The organism is Micromonospora sp. NPDC048930, from assembly GCF_043197935.1.
Lineage (GTDB): Bacteria > Actinomycetota > Actinomycetes > Mycobacteriales > Micromonosporaceae > Micromonospora.
The window spans coordinates 104,017-118,700 of the sequence record NZ_JBICUB010000019.1; the positions used below are offsets into that span (position 1 = coordinate 104,017).

At 69.3% G+C, this 14,684-nt stretch carries 13 protein-coding genes; 8 read left to right on the forward strand and 5 right to left on the reverse strand.

The window, feature by feature from the left end; translation table 11 throughout:
- Positions 1-61: 61 nt before the first annotated feature.
- The 3 genes from ACGFI9_RS32725 (at position 62) to ACGFI9_RS32735 (ending at position 4,173) form a co-directional block, all read left to right on the forward strand.
- Positions 62-1,831: a ferritin-like domain-containing protein gene (locus tag ACGFI9_RS32725; protein WP_393184190.1), complete on the forward strand. Its 1,770-nt coding sequence runs from the start codon at positions 62-64 to the stop codon at positions 1,829-1,831.
- Positions 1,828-2,565 carry an SDR family NAD(P)-dependent oxidoreductase gene (locus tag ACGFI9_RS32730; protein WP_393184192.1) on the forward strand — a complete coding sequence of 246 codons (738 nt, stop codon included), beginning with the start codon at positions 1,828-1,830 and terminating at the stop codon, positions 2,563-2,565. The genes ACGFI9_RS32725 and ACGFI9_RS32730 overlap by 4 nt, the downstream gene beginning before the upstream one ends.
- Before the next feature lie 165 nt (positions 2,566-2,730).
- Complete coding sequence (locus ACGFI9_RS32735) at positions 2,731-4,173, forward strand: NAD(P)/FAD-dependent oxidoreductase (RefSeq protein WP_393184193.1); 1,443 nt, start codon at positions 2,731-2,733, stop codon at positions 4,171-4,173.
- A gap of 10 nt (positions 4,174-4,183) precedes the next feature.
- On the opposite strand, the gene ACGFI9_RS32740 is transcribed toward ACGFI9_RS32735, so the two are convergent.
- From ACGFI9_RS32740 to ACGFI9_RS32750, 3 genes are all read right to left on the reverse strand, one after another.
- Positions 4,184-4,798 carry a TMEM175 family protein gene (locus ACGFI9_RS32740; RefSeq protein ID WP_393184195.1) on the reverse strand — a complete coding sequence of 205 codons (615 nt, stop codon included), beginning with the start codon at positions 4,796-4,798 and terminating at the stop codon, positions 4,184-4,186.
- Positions 4,799-5,058: 260 nt separating this feature from the next.
- Complete coding sequence (locus tag ACGFI9_RS32745; RefSeq protein WP_393184197.1) at positions 5,059-5,781, reverse strand: response regulator; 723 nt, start codon at positions 5,779-5,781, stop codon at positions 5,059-5,061.
- Positions 5,778-6,587 (reverse strand): sensor histidine kinase, encoded by an 810-nt coding sequence (locus tag ACGFI9_RS32750; RefSeq protein ID WP_393184219.1) that lies wholly within the window; start codon positions 6,585-6,587, stop codon positions 5,778-5,780. The genes ACGFI9_RS32745 and ACGFI9_RS32750 overlap by 4 nt, the downstream gene beginning before the upstream one ends.
- A gap of 151 nt (positions 6,588-6,738) precedes the next feature.
- On the opposite strand from ACGFI9_RS32750, the gene ACGFI9_RS32755 reads away from it, so the two are divergent.
- The 3 genes from ACGFI9_RS32755 to ACGFI9_RS32765 all read left to right on the forward strand — a co-directional run bounded on the left by ACGFI9_RS32755 (position 6,739) and on the right by ACGFI9_RS32765 (position 10,533).
- Positions 6,739-7,431, forward strand: a complete 693-nt coding sequence (locus ACGFI9_RS32755; protein WP_393184199.1) for an ABC transporter ATP-binding protein — start codon at positions 6,739-6,741, stop codon at positions 7,429-7,431.
- On the forward strand, positions 7,428-9,797 hold the full coding sequence (locus ACGFI9_RS32760; RefSeq protein WP_393184201.1) for an FtsX-like permease family protein: 2,370 nt from the start codon (positions 7,428-7,430) through the stop codon (positions 9,795-9,797). Before ACGFI9_RS32755 ends, ACGFI9_RS32760 begins: the two co-directional genes overlap by 4 nt.
- Before the next feature lie 250 nt (positions 9,798-10,047).
- On the forward strand, positions 10,048-10,533 hold the full coding sequence (locus ACGFI9_RS32765; RefSeq protein WP_393184203.1) for a DUF4231 domain-containing protein: 486 nt from the start codon (positions 10,048-10,050) through the stop codon (positions 10,531-10,533).
- Between the two features lie 180 nt (positions 10,534-10,713).
- On the opposite strand, the gene ACGFI9_RS32770 is transcribed toward ACGFI9_RS32765, so the two are convergent.
- Entirely contained in the window at positions 10,714-11,400 is a 687-nt protein-coding gene (locus ACGFI9_RS32770; RefSeq protein WP_393184205.1) for a hypothetical protein, read from the reverse strand.
- A gap of 267 nt (positions 11,401-11,667) precedes the next feature.
- Between ACGFI9_RS32770 and ACGFI9_RS32775 the strand changes: the two genes are divergently transcribed.
- Both ACGFI9_RS32775 and ACGFI9_RS32780 read left to right on the forward strand, forming a co-directional pair.
- On the forward strand, positions 11,668-12,510 hold the full coding sequence (locus ACGFI9_RS32775; protein ID WP_393184207.1) for an SGNH/GDSL hydrolase family protein: 843 nt from the start codon (positions 11,668-11,670) through the stop codon (positions 12,508-12,510).
- Positions 12,511-12,833: 323 nt separating this feature from the next.
- Complete coding sequence (locus ACGFI9_RS32780) at positions 12,834-13,523, forward strand: DUF1062 domain-containing protein (protein WP_393184209.1); 690 nt, start codon at positions 12,834-12,836, stop codon at positions 13,521-13,523.
- A gap of 411 nt (positions 13,524-13,934) precedes the next feature.
- Here the strand turns inward: ACGFI9_RS32780 and ACGFI9_RS32785 are convergent, their stop codons facing one another.
- The gene (locus ACGFI9_RS32785; RefSeq protein WP_393184210.1) at positions 13,935-14,306 is read right to left on the reverse strand and encodes an ArsR/SmtB family transcription factor; all 372 of its coding nucleotides are present in this window, start codon (positions 14,304-14,306) and stop codon (positions 13,935-13,937) included.
- Between the last annotated feature and the right edge of the window lie 378 nt (positions 14,307-14,684).

A 14,684-nucleotide genomic window follows, 5' to 3' on the forward strand; every position in this document is an offset into this window, starting at 1 on the left:
CGCGCCACGCCGACCCGGCGCCGGCGGAATCCACCTCTTCGACAGCCGAAGCGAGACACCAGTGAATGACCTAGATCAGCGGGGGCTTGCTGCTGCTCCTGCCACGTCGGCGCGGATCGTCACGCTCGACGATCTTCGCGAGCACCTGCAGTGGGCGATCGAGTTGGAACACTCGACGTTGCCGCCGTACCTGTGTGCGTTGTATTCGCTCGACCCGGAGCGGAACCCGGAAGCCGTCGAGGTGGTGGCCAGCGTCTTCGCCGAAGAGATGCTTCACCTGACGTTGGCCGCGAATCTGCTCAACGCCGTCGGGGGGCGGCCGCACCTGGATACGCCAGGAATGCTGCCGCCGCATCCCCGGCGGCTGCCCCACGGCGACCGCTCACTGGAGCTGTCGCTGCTCCCGTTCGGTGCGGAAGCACTGGAGATGTTCCTGCGGATCGAACAACCGGCACCGCCCGGCGCCCCCGCGGAAGGCGATGACTACGAGACGATCGGGCAGTTCTACGCCGCGATCGAGGAAGGCCTGCGCTACCTGTGCGATCGGCTCGGCGAGCGGGAGGTCTTCAGCGGCGATCCGGCTCGTCAAGTGACCGCAGTCCATTTCCGGCACACCGGCGGGCGACTGATCGCGGTCGAGGATCTGGGGTCGGCGCTGGCCGCGCTGGAGGAGATCGTCGAGCAGGGCGAGGGCACGGCCCGTGGCGAGGTGTGGGACGGCGACCAGGACGTCTTCCACCCTGATCGGGAGGAGGTCGCGCATTACTACCGGTTCCAGGAGCTCAAGGTCGGCCGGCGCTACCGGCGCGGTGACACCCCGCAGACCGGGCCAACCGGCGAGGCGGTCGCCGTGGATCTCGCCGCCGTCCGGCCGATGAGGCGTAACCCGCGGCTCGCCGATCACGCTCCGGGGAGCGCGATCCGTACGGCGCAGGAAGAGTTCAACCAGACCTACGCCGCCGTCCTGAATCTGCTCGATCAGGCGTTCAACGGCAGCCCCAGGCTGCTCGCGGTCGCCGTCGGCAGCATGTACACGCTCAAGGCGCAAGCCCAGGCCCTGATGCAGATGCCCGACGGAGAAGACACCAGCGCCGGACCCACCTTCGACTACGTGCCACCCGAACTGCGCCGGTGGCGCATCGACGACCGGCAGCGGATCGTGGTCCTCCCTGACGGCCCGTACGTCGTGTCCGGCGAAGTCCCGCTCAGACGCAAACGCAAGATCGTCTCGGCGGAGAACGACGACGCGTTGACCTGGAAGACCGGCGACAACCTGGCGACCGAGCGCACCTACGCGCTGTGTCGCTGCGGCCACTCGAGCGCCAAGCCGTTCTGCGACGGGACACACGCTCGGATCGGTTTCGACGGTACGGAGACCGCCGACGTCCGACCGTACGAGGAACTGCAGCATGTCCACGACGGCGTGGGCATCTCGGCCCAACGGGTCGGCGAGTTGTGCATCCACGCCGCCTTCTGCATCGGACGCACCAAGCCGATCGCCGCAATGCTCGCCGACACCGACGACAGCGACGTCCGCTCCAACATCATGAGCCGGATCGACCACTGCCCGTCCGGGTCGTACAGCTACGCCCTCCACCGCGGCGGCGACTCGATCGAGCCCGATCTTCCCCAGGCCATCTCGGTCCTCGAAGAGGAGAACGGACTGGCCAGCGCGCTGTGGGTGACCGGTGGAGTGCCGGTCGTCCGGGCAGACGGCCAGCCACTGCAGACCCGCAACAGGATGACGCTGTGCCGCTGCGGGCACTCCGCCAACAAGCCGCTGTGCGACGGAACCCACCGAAAGATCGGCTTTCACGAGGAGGAAACGTGAGCAACAGCTTGCACGGGAAGGTCGTCCTCGTCACCGGTGCGTCCTCGGGCATCGGCCAGGCCACGGCGCTTGCCTTGTCGAAGGCGGGTGCCCGGGTTTCAGTCGGGGCTCGGCGGGCCGACCGGCTGCAGTCCCTCGCGCAGGACGCTCCCGGCGAGGTGCTGGCCCTTGAGCTCGACGTCACCGACCGCCAGTCGGTGCAGAACGCGGTCGCGGCGACCGTCGAGCGTTTCGGAGCTCTCGACGTCCTGGTGAACAACGCAGGCGTCATGCTCAGCGGCCCGATCCTGGGCGCGGACACCGCCGAGTGGACGCGCATGGTCGAGACCAACCTGCTCGGATCGATGTACGCGGTCCACGCCGCCCTGCCTCACCTGCTTCGTTCCAAGGGCGCCGTGGTGCAGATCTCCTCGACCTCGGGGCGTACGGCATCGGCCGCAAGCGGCGTGTACGCGGCCACCAAGTTCGGCATCACCGCTTTCTCCGAGGCGTTGCGGCAGGAGGTCACCGCGCAGGGCGTGCGTGTCATCGTCATCGAGCCGGGATTCGTCGCGACCGAACTGGCCAGCCACATCACCGACCCCGCCGTACAGGCCGCGGCGAAGAGCATGGCCGAGTCCATGCGGACCCTCCAGGCCGAGGACATCGCCGGCGCCGTCCTGTACGCGCTCACCCAGCCCGAGCACGTCGCCGTCAACGAGATCCTGATCCGACCGACTGACCAGACCCGCTGAATCCGGTGTGCGGGGCCGGCGGGCCAGGTGAGCCCGCCGGTGGCCCAGGGGGGCTTAGCAACCAGCGCCCGTCCGCGGGCGTGTGTCCGATCACCATCAGGCCGCGCGCGGCACACAGCCAAGCCTTACCTGGTTGCACCTGGTAGCAGTTCGTCGGAGGTTGCCATGCGCAGAATCCTGATCGTCGGCGGCGGCTATGCCGGCTTCTACACCGCCTGGCGTTTGGAGAAGAAGCTTCGCCGCGACGAGGCCGAGGTCACCCTCGTCGACCCCCGGCCGTACATGACCTACCAGCCGTTCCTGCCCGAGGTCGCCGCGGGCTCGGTCGAGGCGCGCCACGTCGCGGTTTCGCTGCGCGGCCACCTGCGCCGAACCACCGTCATCGCCGCCAGCGTGACGAACATCGACCACGCGCACAAGACGGCGACCATCCGGCCGCTGGACGGCCCCGACCGCCGGCTCGAGTACGACACCATCGTGGTCACGGCGGGCGCGGTGACGCGTACCTTCCCCATCCCCGGGGTCGCGGAGGGGGCGATCGGGCTCAAGCATGTGGAGGAGGCCGTTGCGATCAGGGACCGGCTGCTCACCGCGTTCGAGCGTGCCGCGGCCCTTCCGCCGGGTCCCGAGCGCACGCGGCTGCTGACGGTGACCGTCGTCGGCGGCGGGTTCACCGGCGTCGAAGGCTTCGGGGAGCTGCTCTCGCTCGCGACGGCACTGCTCAAGCGGTACCCGGAGCTCACCTTCTCGGATCTCGCCTTCCACCTCGTCGAGGCGCAGGGCCGCATCCTCCCCGAGGTCACCGACGACGTGGGGCGATGGGTGGTCCGCCACCTCGAGGAGCGCGGCGGCCACATCCACCTGGACACGCAGCTCGTCTCGGCCGTGGACGGGCACGTCGTGCTCTCGACCGGCGAGGAGTACGACACCGAGCTGCTGATCTGGACCGCGGGCAACGGCGCCAACCCCGTCGTCGCCAAGCAGACCGACCTACCGATCGACGAGAAGGGCCGCCTGCAGGTGCGAGCCGATCTGCGCGTCGGCACGGCGGACGCCGCGGTCCCCGACGCCTGGGGCGCGGGCGACAACGCGGCGGTCCCGGATCTCGCGTCCGCGATCCCGGGCGCGCTGGCGGTGCCGAACGCGCAACACGCCGTGCGGCAGGGGAAGCGGCTGGCCGCGAACCTGGTCGCCGACCTCCGCAGGCGGCGGGTCAAGCAGTACGCGCACCACAGTCTCGGCGTGGTCGCGACCCTCGGTCTCGGTCGCGGTGTGTTCCAGTACCGCCGTCTGGTCATCAAGGGATTCCTGGCCTGGGTGATGCACCGCGGATACCACGTGCTCGCCGTGCCGACCTGGGAACGCAAGACCCGCGTCCTGCTGGTCTGGCTCAGCGCCGCGCTGTTCGGCCGCGACATCGTCTCGCTGCAATCGGTGCAGCAACCCCGGGCCGCGTTCACCGCCGCCGGCACACCGCGCCCGGCGACCGCAGGCGCTCCCCGATGGCCGATGGGGATCGCGGCCACCCCGCTACCGGCCGCCACGGCGCTCGGTGACCGGCCGGCCCCCTGGGACAGGCGATCGGCCGGCCGCGAGCGGCGTGCCTGACCTCGTGTTCTCAGGCGGGAGTCTCGTGCTGGCGGACCACCCGGGCGATGCGGCGATCGGGGACGATCCACATGACCGCGACGACAACGAAGCACGCCAGGGCGATCCACGCGCCGACCCGCCCGCTCCGGTCGACCGTCAGGGCGCTGAGGATCCCGGCGAGGTAGAACACCGGGGAGAGCTTGCCCTTGAGGTCGGCGCCGATGGCCTGGCGTAGCGGGGACTCCGGGCCCTCCTGCCGGATGATCACCGTCTGGAGCACGAAGTATGCGACGGCGGCGCTCAGCAGGTTCAGGCCGTAGACGACGAGTGGTGTCTGCGCGAACCTCGATTCGTCCACCCAGGCTGTCGTGAACGGGAACAGCGACAGGCAGAACAGCAGCGCCAGGTTCGCCCACAGCACGCCGCCACTGACCCGCCGAACCAGGTGGAACATGTGGTGATGGTTGTTCCAGTAGATGCCGACGTAGGCAAAGCTGAGCAGGTACGTCAGCAGTCCGACGCCGGTCGTGTGGACGAGGTCGGAGAAATGGTGACCCTCCGGCACCTTCAGCTCCAGCACCATGATCGTGATGATGATGGCAAGCACCCCGTCACTGAACGCCTCCAGTCGACTGGTCCTCATCGCCGCCGCCCTTCTCGTGTCGATCCGTGGATCCCGCCGTCGAACGCTTCCGGAGCGCCGTGTTCAGTGTCGGGCTCTTGTCCTGATGTTCCGTCCTCACCCAGCCAAGACAGGGCAGCCGCGGCGTCTGTGACAGCCCCGGCCGGTGAAGAACGCGCGCCGGTCGGGCGACCAGTGGCTGGGCTGTTCCAGGCCGACGGACCCGCCGATAGCGACCTTTTCGGGCCATCGCTCATGCCGTACACAGGCGTGGGGTGCGGTCAGGTGTCGCCGGGCGTGACGAGGCCGGTCTCGTAGGCCAGGACGACCGCCTGCGCACGGTCGCGGAGGGCAAGCTTGGCGAAGATCCGTGCCACGTGGGTCTTCACCGTCGCCTCGCTCAGGGTCAGTGCCTGGGCCAGTTCGGTGTTGGAGAGACCGCGGCCGACGAGCGTCAGCACTTCCAGTTCGCGGGGCGTCAGCGCGGCGAGATCCCGGTGGATGGCGCGTGTCGGTTCGTTGCCGGCCGATTGGCCCGCGCCGGCGAAGCGCTGGACGAGCCGCCGGGTGATCGAGGGCGCGAGAAGTGCGTCGCCGGTGTCGACGAGGCGCACCGCCGCGGCGAGGTGGTCCGCGGTGACGTCCTTGAGAAGGAATCCGCTCGCGCCGAGCGCCAAAGCCGCGTAGACGTACCGGTCGAGGTCGAACGTGGTTAGCATGAGCACCCGGCAGCGGGGGCTGTGGTCCAGGATGCGTCGGGTTGCCTCGAGCCCGTCCATCACCGGCATGCGGATGTCCATGAGCACGACGTCGGGACGCAGCCGCCGCTCGGCCTCCACCGCCTCGACGCCGTCGGCGGCCTCGCCGACCACGTCGATGCCGCGGGCGACCAGGATCAGCCGGAAGCCGGTGCGGATCAGCTCCTGGTCGTCGGCGATGAGCACGCGGGGGGATGCCGGCGGCGTGGACCCGGGCGGGCTGGAAGGGTCGGGCTGCGCCTTCACGGGTGCTCCACCGGGATGCGGGCGCGGACCCGGAACCCGCCGCCGAGCCGCCGGCGGGCGTCGAGATCGCCACCGTAGACCGCAACGCGCTGTCGCAGCCCCAGCAATCCCCGCCCGGCGCCGTCTCCGCCGCGCGGTGCAGGCTGGTCGCCCGTGAGCACGCTGGGACCCGTGGTGAGCACCTCCACCCGCAGTGAATGGCCGGCGTAGCGGATCGTCACCTCCGCCTTCCCCCCTCCGGCGCCGTGCTTCAGCGCGTTCGTCAGCGCCTCCTGCACGATTCGGTACGCGGTAACGTCAATCCCGGAAGGCAGCGGCCGCGGCTCACCCGATATGCGCACCTCCACCGGCAGACCGGCGAACGCGATTCGGTCGATCAACGGGCTGAGCCTGCTGAGGCTGGGCTGCGGCGCCAGATCCGCTCCCTCCGTGCCATCGTCGCCGTCCGCTGCGGGCGCCAGCAGGCCGAGCAGGTGCCGCAGTTCGGTCATCGTGGTCCGTCCGGCGCCTTCCACCGCCGACAGCGCCGCCGCGGCCTCGTCGGGCATGGCCGTGAGCACCTCGCGTGCGGCACCGGCCTGCACGATCATGAGGCTCACGTTGTGGCTGACGATGTCGTGCAGCTCCCGGGCGATGCGGGCACGTTCGGCGTCGACGGCGGTCCGGGCCACGCTCTCCCGCTCCCGCTCGAGGAGCCAGCCCCGCTCCTCCAGCGCCCGGCGGTGCCGGCGTCGCGCGCGGACGAGTGTGACACCGAGCCATGCCGCGGTCGCGCAGGCGGCGACGAGCGCGCCGACCAGCCACATCGCCCCCGATCTCATCCAGGAAGTTTCGCAGAGCCGAACCGGTGCCACATCATCCCCGGTATGCAGCCGGTACATCCCTGGGATGACAGCTCCGACGGATTACATCCCGGGACCGACGACCGGGCGCCACCCGCAGCCATAGCGTGCTGCCATGACCACTGACACGTGCGTTGTACGGCTGGACAACGTCCGCAAAGAATACGGCGACACGACCGCCTTGGACGGCGTGTCGCTCGAGATCCGCACCGGCGAGGCGGTGGCGGTGATGGGCCCGTCGGGCTGCGGCAAGTCCACCATGCTGAACATGATCGCCGGGTTGGACCGACCGACATCAGGGTCGGTGCGCGTCCACGACGAGGAGCTGAGCCGCCTGAACGAAACGAAGCTGGCGCTGTTCCGGCGGCACCGGATCGGCATGATCTTCCAGTTCTTCAACCTGCTTGACGACCTACCGGCGATAGACAACGTGACTCTCGCCGCCCAGCTGACCGGTACCAAGGCCGGCCCGGCACGCAAGCGGGCCATGGAACTGCTCGACGAGCTCGGCATCGCCGACCGGCGCAACGTGTATCCGGCCGCCCTGAGCGGCGGCGAGCGCCAGCGCGTCGCGGTGGCCCGGGCCCTTATGAACCGTCCGGAGCTGCTGCTGGCCGACGAGCCGACCGGCGCCCTGGACAGTCGCTCCGGCGAGCAGGTGATGGATCTGCTGCTGGACCTCAACCAGATCGGGCAGACCCTGCTCATCGTCACCCACGACGAGCGACTCGCGACGCGGTGCGCGAGCCGCGTGGTCGAACTCGCCGACGGCCGGATCACCCGCGAACGCAGTCTGGAACGCGCATGAGTGCCGTGTGGCGGGCGTCGCGGTCCGCGGTCCGGCGACGTCGCGTGCAGACGTTCGTCATCGGCTTGGTCGTCCTGCTCTCCACCACGACGATCGTCGTGGCGCTGGCGCTGCTCGAGGCGTCCTCGGCGCCGTTCGGCCGCGCCTTCGCCAGGCAGCAGGGCCCACACGCGATCGCCGTGTACGACCCGGCCAAGGTCACCGATGAGCAGCTCACCAGCCAGCGAACCGGCGTGGCAGCCGCAGCGGGACCGTTCGGGCAGATCACACTCGACCTCACCGACGGCGGCGGGCCGGGCCCGCGGGGCCCGCTGACCGTCGTGGGCCGCGCCGACCCGGGCGGCCCGGTGGACCGCCTCAACCTCTGGCAGGGGCGTTGGCCGACGGCCCCCGGCGAGCTCGTCCTCAACCAGCCCGAACCCGGCGGCGACTCGAGGGGATTTCCGCCGGACAGCGGAGAGGTGACCCTCGGCGGCATGCGGTACACCGTTGTCGGGCGGGCGCACAGTCTCAGCCAGTCCGCCGACGCCTGGGTGTCACCGATACAGATGGCCGCGCTGCACCCCACGTCGGTTCAGATGCTCTACCGGTTCACCGGTGACGTGTCCACGAAGCGCGCGGTCCACGCCGACCTGGCCGCCGTCACGGCCGCCCTGCCAGCGGGCGCGCTGATCGCCGCGCAGCCGTACCTCGTCGTCAAGGAGAAGGTGGCCTCGGACATCGGCGTGTACGTGCCGTTCCTCGCCACGTTCGGCGTGCTCGGGCTGATCGTCGCGGTCGTCATCGTGGGCAACGTGGTCAGCGGCGCGGTCGTCTCCAGCTTCCGGCATATCGGGATCCTCAAGGCGCTCGGGTTCACACCGCGCCAGGTGGTCGCCGTCTACCTCGTCATGGTGTCGGTTCCCGCCCTCGTCGGCTGTGTCCTTGGCACCGTCGCCGGCACCCTCGTCGCCCAGCCGCTGCTGAGCGACGGGTTCGAGGGCCTCGGGCTCGACGTCGGCATCAACGTCGGCGTCTGGATCTGGATCGCCGGGCTGATCGGCGTGCCGGCACTCGTCGCCCTGGCGGCGTTCGTGCCCGCCGTCCGGGCGCACCGACTCTCGGCCGCCGAGGCGATCAGCGCCGGCAGCTCCCCACGGGCCGGGCATGGGACGCGGATCCAGCGTCGGCTCGCCGGTGTCCGGCTGCCGCGTCCGGTCACCCTCGGGCTGGGCCTGCCGTTCGCCCGACCGGGTCGGACCGTCTTCACCGTCGTGGCCGTCCTGCTCGGCGTGACCACTGTTACGTTCGCGACCGGGCTGGCCGACACGCTGACCCGGATCTCCACGATCGAAGACCGGGCCTCGGGGCAGATCGGGGTCCGACCGTCCGACGGCCGGACGCGGATCGCCGCCGAAGGTCAGGCTCCGCCCCCGGCGCCGACCGCCACCACCACTCGGACCGACGCGCAGGTCGAGCAGTTGCTGCGTGGGTTGCCGGACGTCGCCCGGGTGACCGCCATCTTCAAGCTGCCGGTCCCCACCATCGGGCAGACCCAGCCGCTGACCGTCAACTTCGTCCGCGGTGACTTCTCGTCGATGGGCTACCAGGACGAGCTCACCGCCGGACGCTGGATGACGCGGGTGGACGAAACCGTCGCGCCGTCGGAACTCATGCGTGAGCGCGGACTGAAGGTCGGGGACAAGCTCACCCTGGAGCTCGGCGGACGACGGACGGTGCTGAGCGTGGTCGGCGAGACGATGGACGGTGCGCCCGGACCGCCCGGCATCTTCGTGGACTGGCGCATCCTCACCGATCTCGCGCCGAACCGCGTCGTCAAACCAGACGAGGTGTACTACCAGGTCCAGCTCAAGCCCGGTGGAAACGTCGCGGCGTACGTCACTGCGGTCAAGGCGGCCGACCCGGCTATCGACGCGTGGGACACCTCCCAACTCAGCGACTTCGCGGTGACCGTTATCGGCTTCTCGTCGGTGCTCTCGCTGCTGCTGTCCACCGTCGCGGCCCTCGGCGTCTTCAACACCGTCGTGCTCAACGTCCGGGAACGCCGCCGCGATCTGGGCATGCTCAAGTCGATCGGGATGGTGCCACGCCAGGTTGTCACGATGGTGCTGACGTCGATGGCCGTCGTCGGCGTGGCCGGCGGTGTGCTCGGCATCCCCCTGGGGATCGTCGCGCACCGGTACATCGTGCCGACCGCCGCCGACGCGGCCCGGATCGCCATTCCGCACTCCGTACTGGAGGTGTGGCAGGCGCCGACGCTCGTGCTCATGGCCCTCACCGGAGTACTGATCGCACTCCTCGGTGCACTGGTCCCGGCCCGCGGCGCGGCCCGGCTCACGATCGCCGAGGTGCTTCACAACGAGTGATCCGTCGGGTCGGGGCCTGCGGAGGCGATACCGCAGGCCCCGAGCCGACAGGGTCGAGAGCAGGCAGTGAGGTGCCGAAACAGGGGCCGCTTCTCGTCGAGAGAAATCGCTGGCCGCCCTCGGCCAGAGCTGTTGCAGCCTTCGGGCTGCCTCGCGGTACCGGTGGATCGTCCTACGCGGCTCGCGGTCCAGATGATCCGTCGGCGTTACGGAGGACAGCGGCTCTGACGACGTGCGCGAGGATGAATACATGCCGAATGTGAACGAGTTGCACGCTCTCCAGGATCGGGCACTGGGACGCTGGGAGTACCTCGAGAGCAATTGGCGTCGACGCGCCAGGGTCAACAAGGGCACCTCGATGCTCCTGGTCTACCTGAGCGTGACCCTGGCAGTCTTCGCCACCGTGTTGGCGGCGGTACCGGCCGTTCCGAAGTGGTTGATCGCTGCCGTCAGTGGCGGTACTGCCCTCGCGACGACCCTGCTGGCTGCTACCAAGGCTCAGGAGCACTGGGCGCTCGCTCGGTCGATACAGAACCAGCTCCATGCCGAGCGCTTTCTCTACGAGCAACAGGCTGGCCGTTACGCCCTCGCGAACGCCTCGACTGACGAAGCGCGGACTCGTCTCTTCTCGGAACGCATCACCGAGATCGCATTGGCGGCTCATGACTCCTGGGCGACCCGGATAGTTACCACGCCCGCTCCCGTCGCGGCTTCACCTGCCTCGGCACCCCAGTGACCTGATCCACCGAGCCGGTACGACGGGCGGTCCGGCGGGAGTCCAACCGCCGGCAGCGGGATGAGCCCTGATCGTGGCATTGCTGGCCCCGGTCAGCGCCGGTTCACCCGTCGAGCAGGCCCTCAACCCACGCTGTATGCGGGGCCAGCGGCTGTAAGAGCGTGTTTGAGGAGGGTACGCCTACGCGTCGGGGCAGTCGTAGATGCCGTCGGAGACCGGTTGCCAGGCGCCGTGGTCCTCGCGCGCGTTCAACCGGTCCGCCTCACGGGCGGCACGCACCAGTTGCTCGGTTGTGCGGGGGACGGCGGCCAGGAACACCGCGCCGACGTGGTGACAGAACATCGGACCGTAGTCGAGGGGCTGCAGCGGCTCGCCCGCGAGCGCGGCCAGATCCTCCGTGCTCCAGCCCAGCGGCCCGGCCACCGCCTGCAGCTGCGAGAGCCGTTGCCATGCCCCGCCCAGCATGCCTCTGATGGTGCTCATCGACAGACCGACGAACGGGAACTCCCGCACCCCGAAGCCGCGGTTACGCATGAGACCGTGCAGGACGGCCGGGAACGGGTCCAGGTCCGCAGGATCGCGAGCCGGCCGAGGCTCGGGTGCCGCGCCTTCATCCGGCATAGCGAGCAGGAACTCGCGCAGGGCCGCCAGCTGAGGGTGGTTGCAGTAGGTCACACGGTAGGCAAACGCGCGCATGATGTTGTTGTCGCGGTCGGGCGGCAGCAGGTGCCCCGGCACCGGATGGCCCGCGACCACGAGCACGTCCGCCACGGGTAGGCCGAGCTCGGCGGCGATCGCCTCCAGCCGCGGCGTGTCGCAGTCCCGGCCGTTGTCCAGCAGATCACGCAGAACCTCGGTCCGCGCCATGCCGGTCACCGTACGGCATCGGCGAGGTCGTCGAGGGTCCAGGCGTGCTGACGGCGGGCGGGCCGACCCCGAGTGAGGCATGGCGCCGGCACCCGCCCGCCTGCTCGCCGTGAACCGCTTGCCAATAGCGCCCTGCCTACTTGTTCGATTGAAGGAAACTTCCGTTCCATCTCTTGCGCATGCCAATGCTTGCCGCCGACAGTCTGGACCACCACCAGCCTTCGACAATCGTCGATGCGCTTCTCCGTGGGCAGCTGAGGAGGAAGCATGGCACCCGTCGTCCCCCGCCGCAGAAGCCGTCTCGTCGCACTCGTGATCGCCGTCCTGGCCGGCCTGGCACCGGCCACGCTGTGGGCGCTGCCCGCGCACGCGGCCGCAGCCCTCTACACCGCCCTGGGTGACTCGTACTCCTCGGGCGTCGGCACCCGCACGTACTACTCCGACGGCACCAGCTGCTACCGCTCCCCGTACGCGTACCCCGTCCTCAACGCGAACCAGATCGGTGCCAGCCTCACCTTCGCCGCCTGCTCCGGCGCGAAGGTGGCCGACGTGTCCAACAACCAGCTCGGCAGCCTCAGCGCCTCGACCAACTACGTCACGCTCACCGTCGGCGGCAACGACGCCGGCTTCTCCAGCGTCATCACGCAGTGCGCCAAGCCCTGGCCGTACACCTGCTGGGGTGACATCGACAACGCCAACAACTACATCCGCAACACCCTGCCCGGCACCCTGGACACCCTCTACAACAAGATCCGCTCACGGGCACCGTACGCCCGAGTGGTGATCGTCGGATATCCGCGCCTGTTCAACGAGAGCGACTGCCAGTCACTGGCCCGGATCAGCCCGGGGGAGCAGGCGGCACTGAACGACACCGCCGATCTGCTGAACCAAACCATCAAGGCCCGCGCGGTCGCGCACTCGTTCCCGTTCGTGGACCCGCGAACCGCATTCACCGGGCACGCCGTCTGCGACTCCATCGAATGGATCAACGGCCTGTCGGACCCGATCATGGAGTCCTACCACCCGAACCGCACCGGCCAGTCCAGCGGATACGCCCCGCTGGTCAAGAACACCATGCTCAGCACCACGGCGGCCGCCGACAAGGCATAGCCACCGCCACCGGGTACCGGCCGAAGCGTACGCCCAGCCGGTACCCGGCCTCGCCGCATCACGGCAGGCCACTGCTCGATCGGCAACCGTCTAAGCTCGCCGACCCCGCCCCTCGTGTTCGGCACCAGGACGAAAATGGGGTGGCCTCGCCAACTCGTCCCGCCCTACCTTGTATCTGGATCTTCTTCTCCGACCCACTCACGAGAGGACTTCACTCCGCGTGACGCCGCCCGCTCTTTAGACCTGACACCGTCCCGTGCATCGGTCGCCGACGTCGCCGTCGGCTCTTTTCCCATGCCTTCCGTCATGTCTTCAGAGAGATCATGTCTACGCGTCCTCATATCATTCTGTCCTGGACCGTTCGGCGCACGCGCCTTCCCCTGCTCGCGTTCCCCTGCGTCCACTACCATTCCGGCCTCGCCGGCACCGGCGACGGGAAGTTCCACGTCAATGCCAACGGCAGACTCCGCGACATCTGGCTCCTGGTCGCCTGCGTTTCCGGCAACCGGACCAGCAAAATCACCGTTCACGATCGCGTCCCGGTCCGGCACCTGGATCCGATCCTTCTGGGGGCTGCTCCGGCATCGTCTCTGCCCTCGTCGCCCGCTTCCTTCATCGACCCGCTGATCGCCCGGCGCAACCGGTTCGCCCTGGAGTGGGACTCATGCTGGGAACTGCTCGCCCCGTCCCCTCCCGAAAGCCCCTGGCCCGTCCAGGTCTCGGTCATCTTCGACGACCCCGTGCCCCTTCGCCCCGAACGGCTCATCGCCCAAGGGGTTGGGCATCAGCCGCGGGGAGATCGCTCGCCGCGTCAAGATCGGCATTCCGCTGAACCGCAGAACTCACAGGGACTTCTCGTTCGTCTTGCTATGAGCCGCCGCCGTGGGCCTGAACCGGGGCGACAGGCAAGGTGGCCTTGCCCCAGACTGCATCACGCGGCGGTCCGCGCGCGGTCGCTCCTGACCGGGCGCGAACGAAGGTCAGGGCCGGCCCGATACGGGCGACGAAGGTGAACGCCCCGAGGCCATCGTCGACCTTGACGGGGTCGGGCTACGGATCGGGGGTTGAGGCTGACTGGCAGGCTCCGTTGCCTCATCAACGCCGTCAAAGTGACGCTCGCACGGGCCGAGACCTGCGCCGTCCGGCCGGTCAGCTCGTTCCGCGCGCCGCGGTGTCCGCCTTCCTGGGCCGCTACCGTGGCCAGACTCGCATCCAGACCGAGTCCGATCTGCGAGTCTTCCTTCGCCGGTGCACCGATCACCAGCTCGATCCGCTGGCTGCGGCGCGGGTGGACATCGAGCGGTACGTGCGCCGGCTGCAAGACGTGGTGATCGGGGACTGCCGGGAGGCGCTGGGCCGGACGGAGGAGGGCAGACGCCATTGCCGGCACCCGCAGGAGCGGGGGCCGCCTTCGAGGGTGTCGCTCAGCGGGCCTTCTTCGTCGCGCGCTTGCGGGGCGGTGTCAACAGGTCGGCGATTGCCGCGATCGCGGACGGCACGAGTCGGTAGTACGCCCAGACGCCCCGCTTCTCGCGTTCGAGCAGGCCGGCCTCGGTGAGGATCCGAAGGTGATGACTCACGGTCGGCTGGGAGAGCCCGAGCGGCGTGGTGAGGTCACTCACGGACGCCTCGCCCTCGGGAGCGGACTGGATCAGACTGAGCAGTCGCAGCCGGGCCGGGTCGGCGAATGCCTTCAGCACACCCGCGAGCCGTTCGGCGTCGGCACGCTTGATCGGCTCGCCGGCAAGTGGCGAGATGGCAGGCGTAACAGCTTTTGTAGTTCCCACGTCTGTCATCGTTCCACCAACACCATCGATGGGCCGGTGGAACCAGGATCTGCGGATTGCGGCCCGGGCGCCAGGAAGGGTATCGGCACGTGCCGCCGACTCGGTAGCGATGAATGCGGCTTGACCCTGACGCAACGTGCGGCTTTACGTTCCCTCACATGGAACGTTGTGGTTGTGGGGGCCTGGTACCGGTCGAGGATGGGCCGAGGCATCCGTACATGGAGTCCGCGCCCGCCTGCTGGCGGATGTACGGCGAACTCACCACCCGGCTGCTGGCGTCCGGCCCGGCCGCGGTCACGTCCGCGTTGGTGGTGTAGGAGACGGCCATCGCGGGATCCGGTCTGATGTTATGCGGCGATCGGGGCGGGGTTGGGCTGGTCGGTGTCG

Coding starts and splice junctions, on each gene's coding strand:
- ACGFI9_RS32780 (WP_393184209.1), top strand. CDS start 12,834: ATGTCTACGCGTCCTCATATCATTCTGTCCTGGACCGTTCGGCGCACG.
- ACGFI9_RS32765 (WP_393184203.1), top strand. CDS start 10,048: ATGCCGAATGTGAACGAGTTGCACGCTCTCCAGGATCGGGCACTGGGA.
- ACGFI9_RS32775 (WP_393184207.1), top strand. CDS start 11,668: ATGGCACCCGTCGTCCCCCGCCGCAGAAGCCGTCTCGTCGCACTCGTG.
- ACGFI9_RS32740 (WP_393184195.1), bottom strand. CDS start 4,798: ATGAGGACCAGTCGACTGGAGGCGTTCAGTGACGGGGTGCTTGCCATC.
- ACGFI9_RS32750 (WP_393184219.1), bottom strand. CDS start 6,587: ATGTGGCTGGTCGGCGCGCTCGTCGCCGCCTGCGCGACCGCGGCATGG.
- ACGFI9_RS32735 (WP_393184193.1), top strand. CDS start 2,731: ATGCGCAGAATCCTGATCGTCGGCGGCGGCTATGCCGGCTTCTACACC.
- ACGFI9_RS32770 (WP_393184205.1), bottom strand. CDS start 11,400: ATGGCGCGGACCGAGGTTCTGCGTGATCTGCTGGACAACGGCCGGGAC.
- ACGFI9_RS32785 (WP_393184210.1), bottom strand. CDS start 14,306: ATGACAGACGTGGGAACTACAAAAGCTGTTACGCCTGCCATCTCGCCA.
- ACGFI9_RS32755 (WP_393184199.1), top strand. CDS start 6,739: ATGACCACTGACACGTGCGTTGTACGGCTGGACAACGTCCGCAAAGAA.
- ACGFI9_RS32760 (WP_393184201.1), top strand. CDS start 7,428: ATGAGTGCCGTGTGGCGGGCGTCGCGGTCCGCGGTCCGGCGACGTCGC.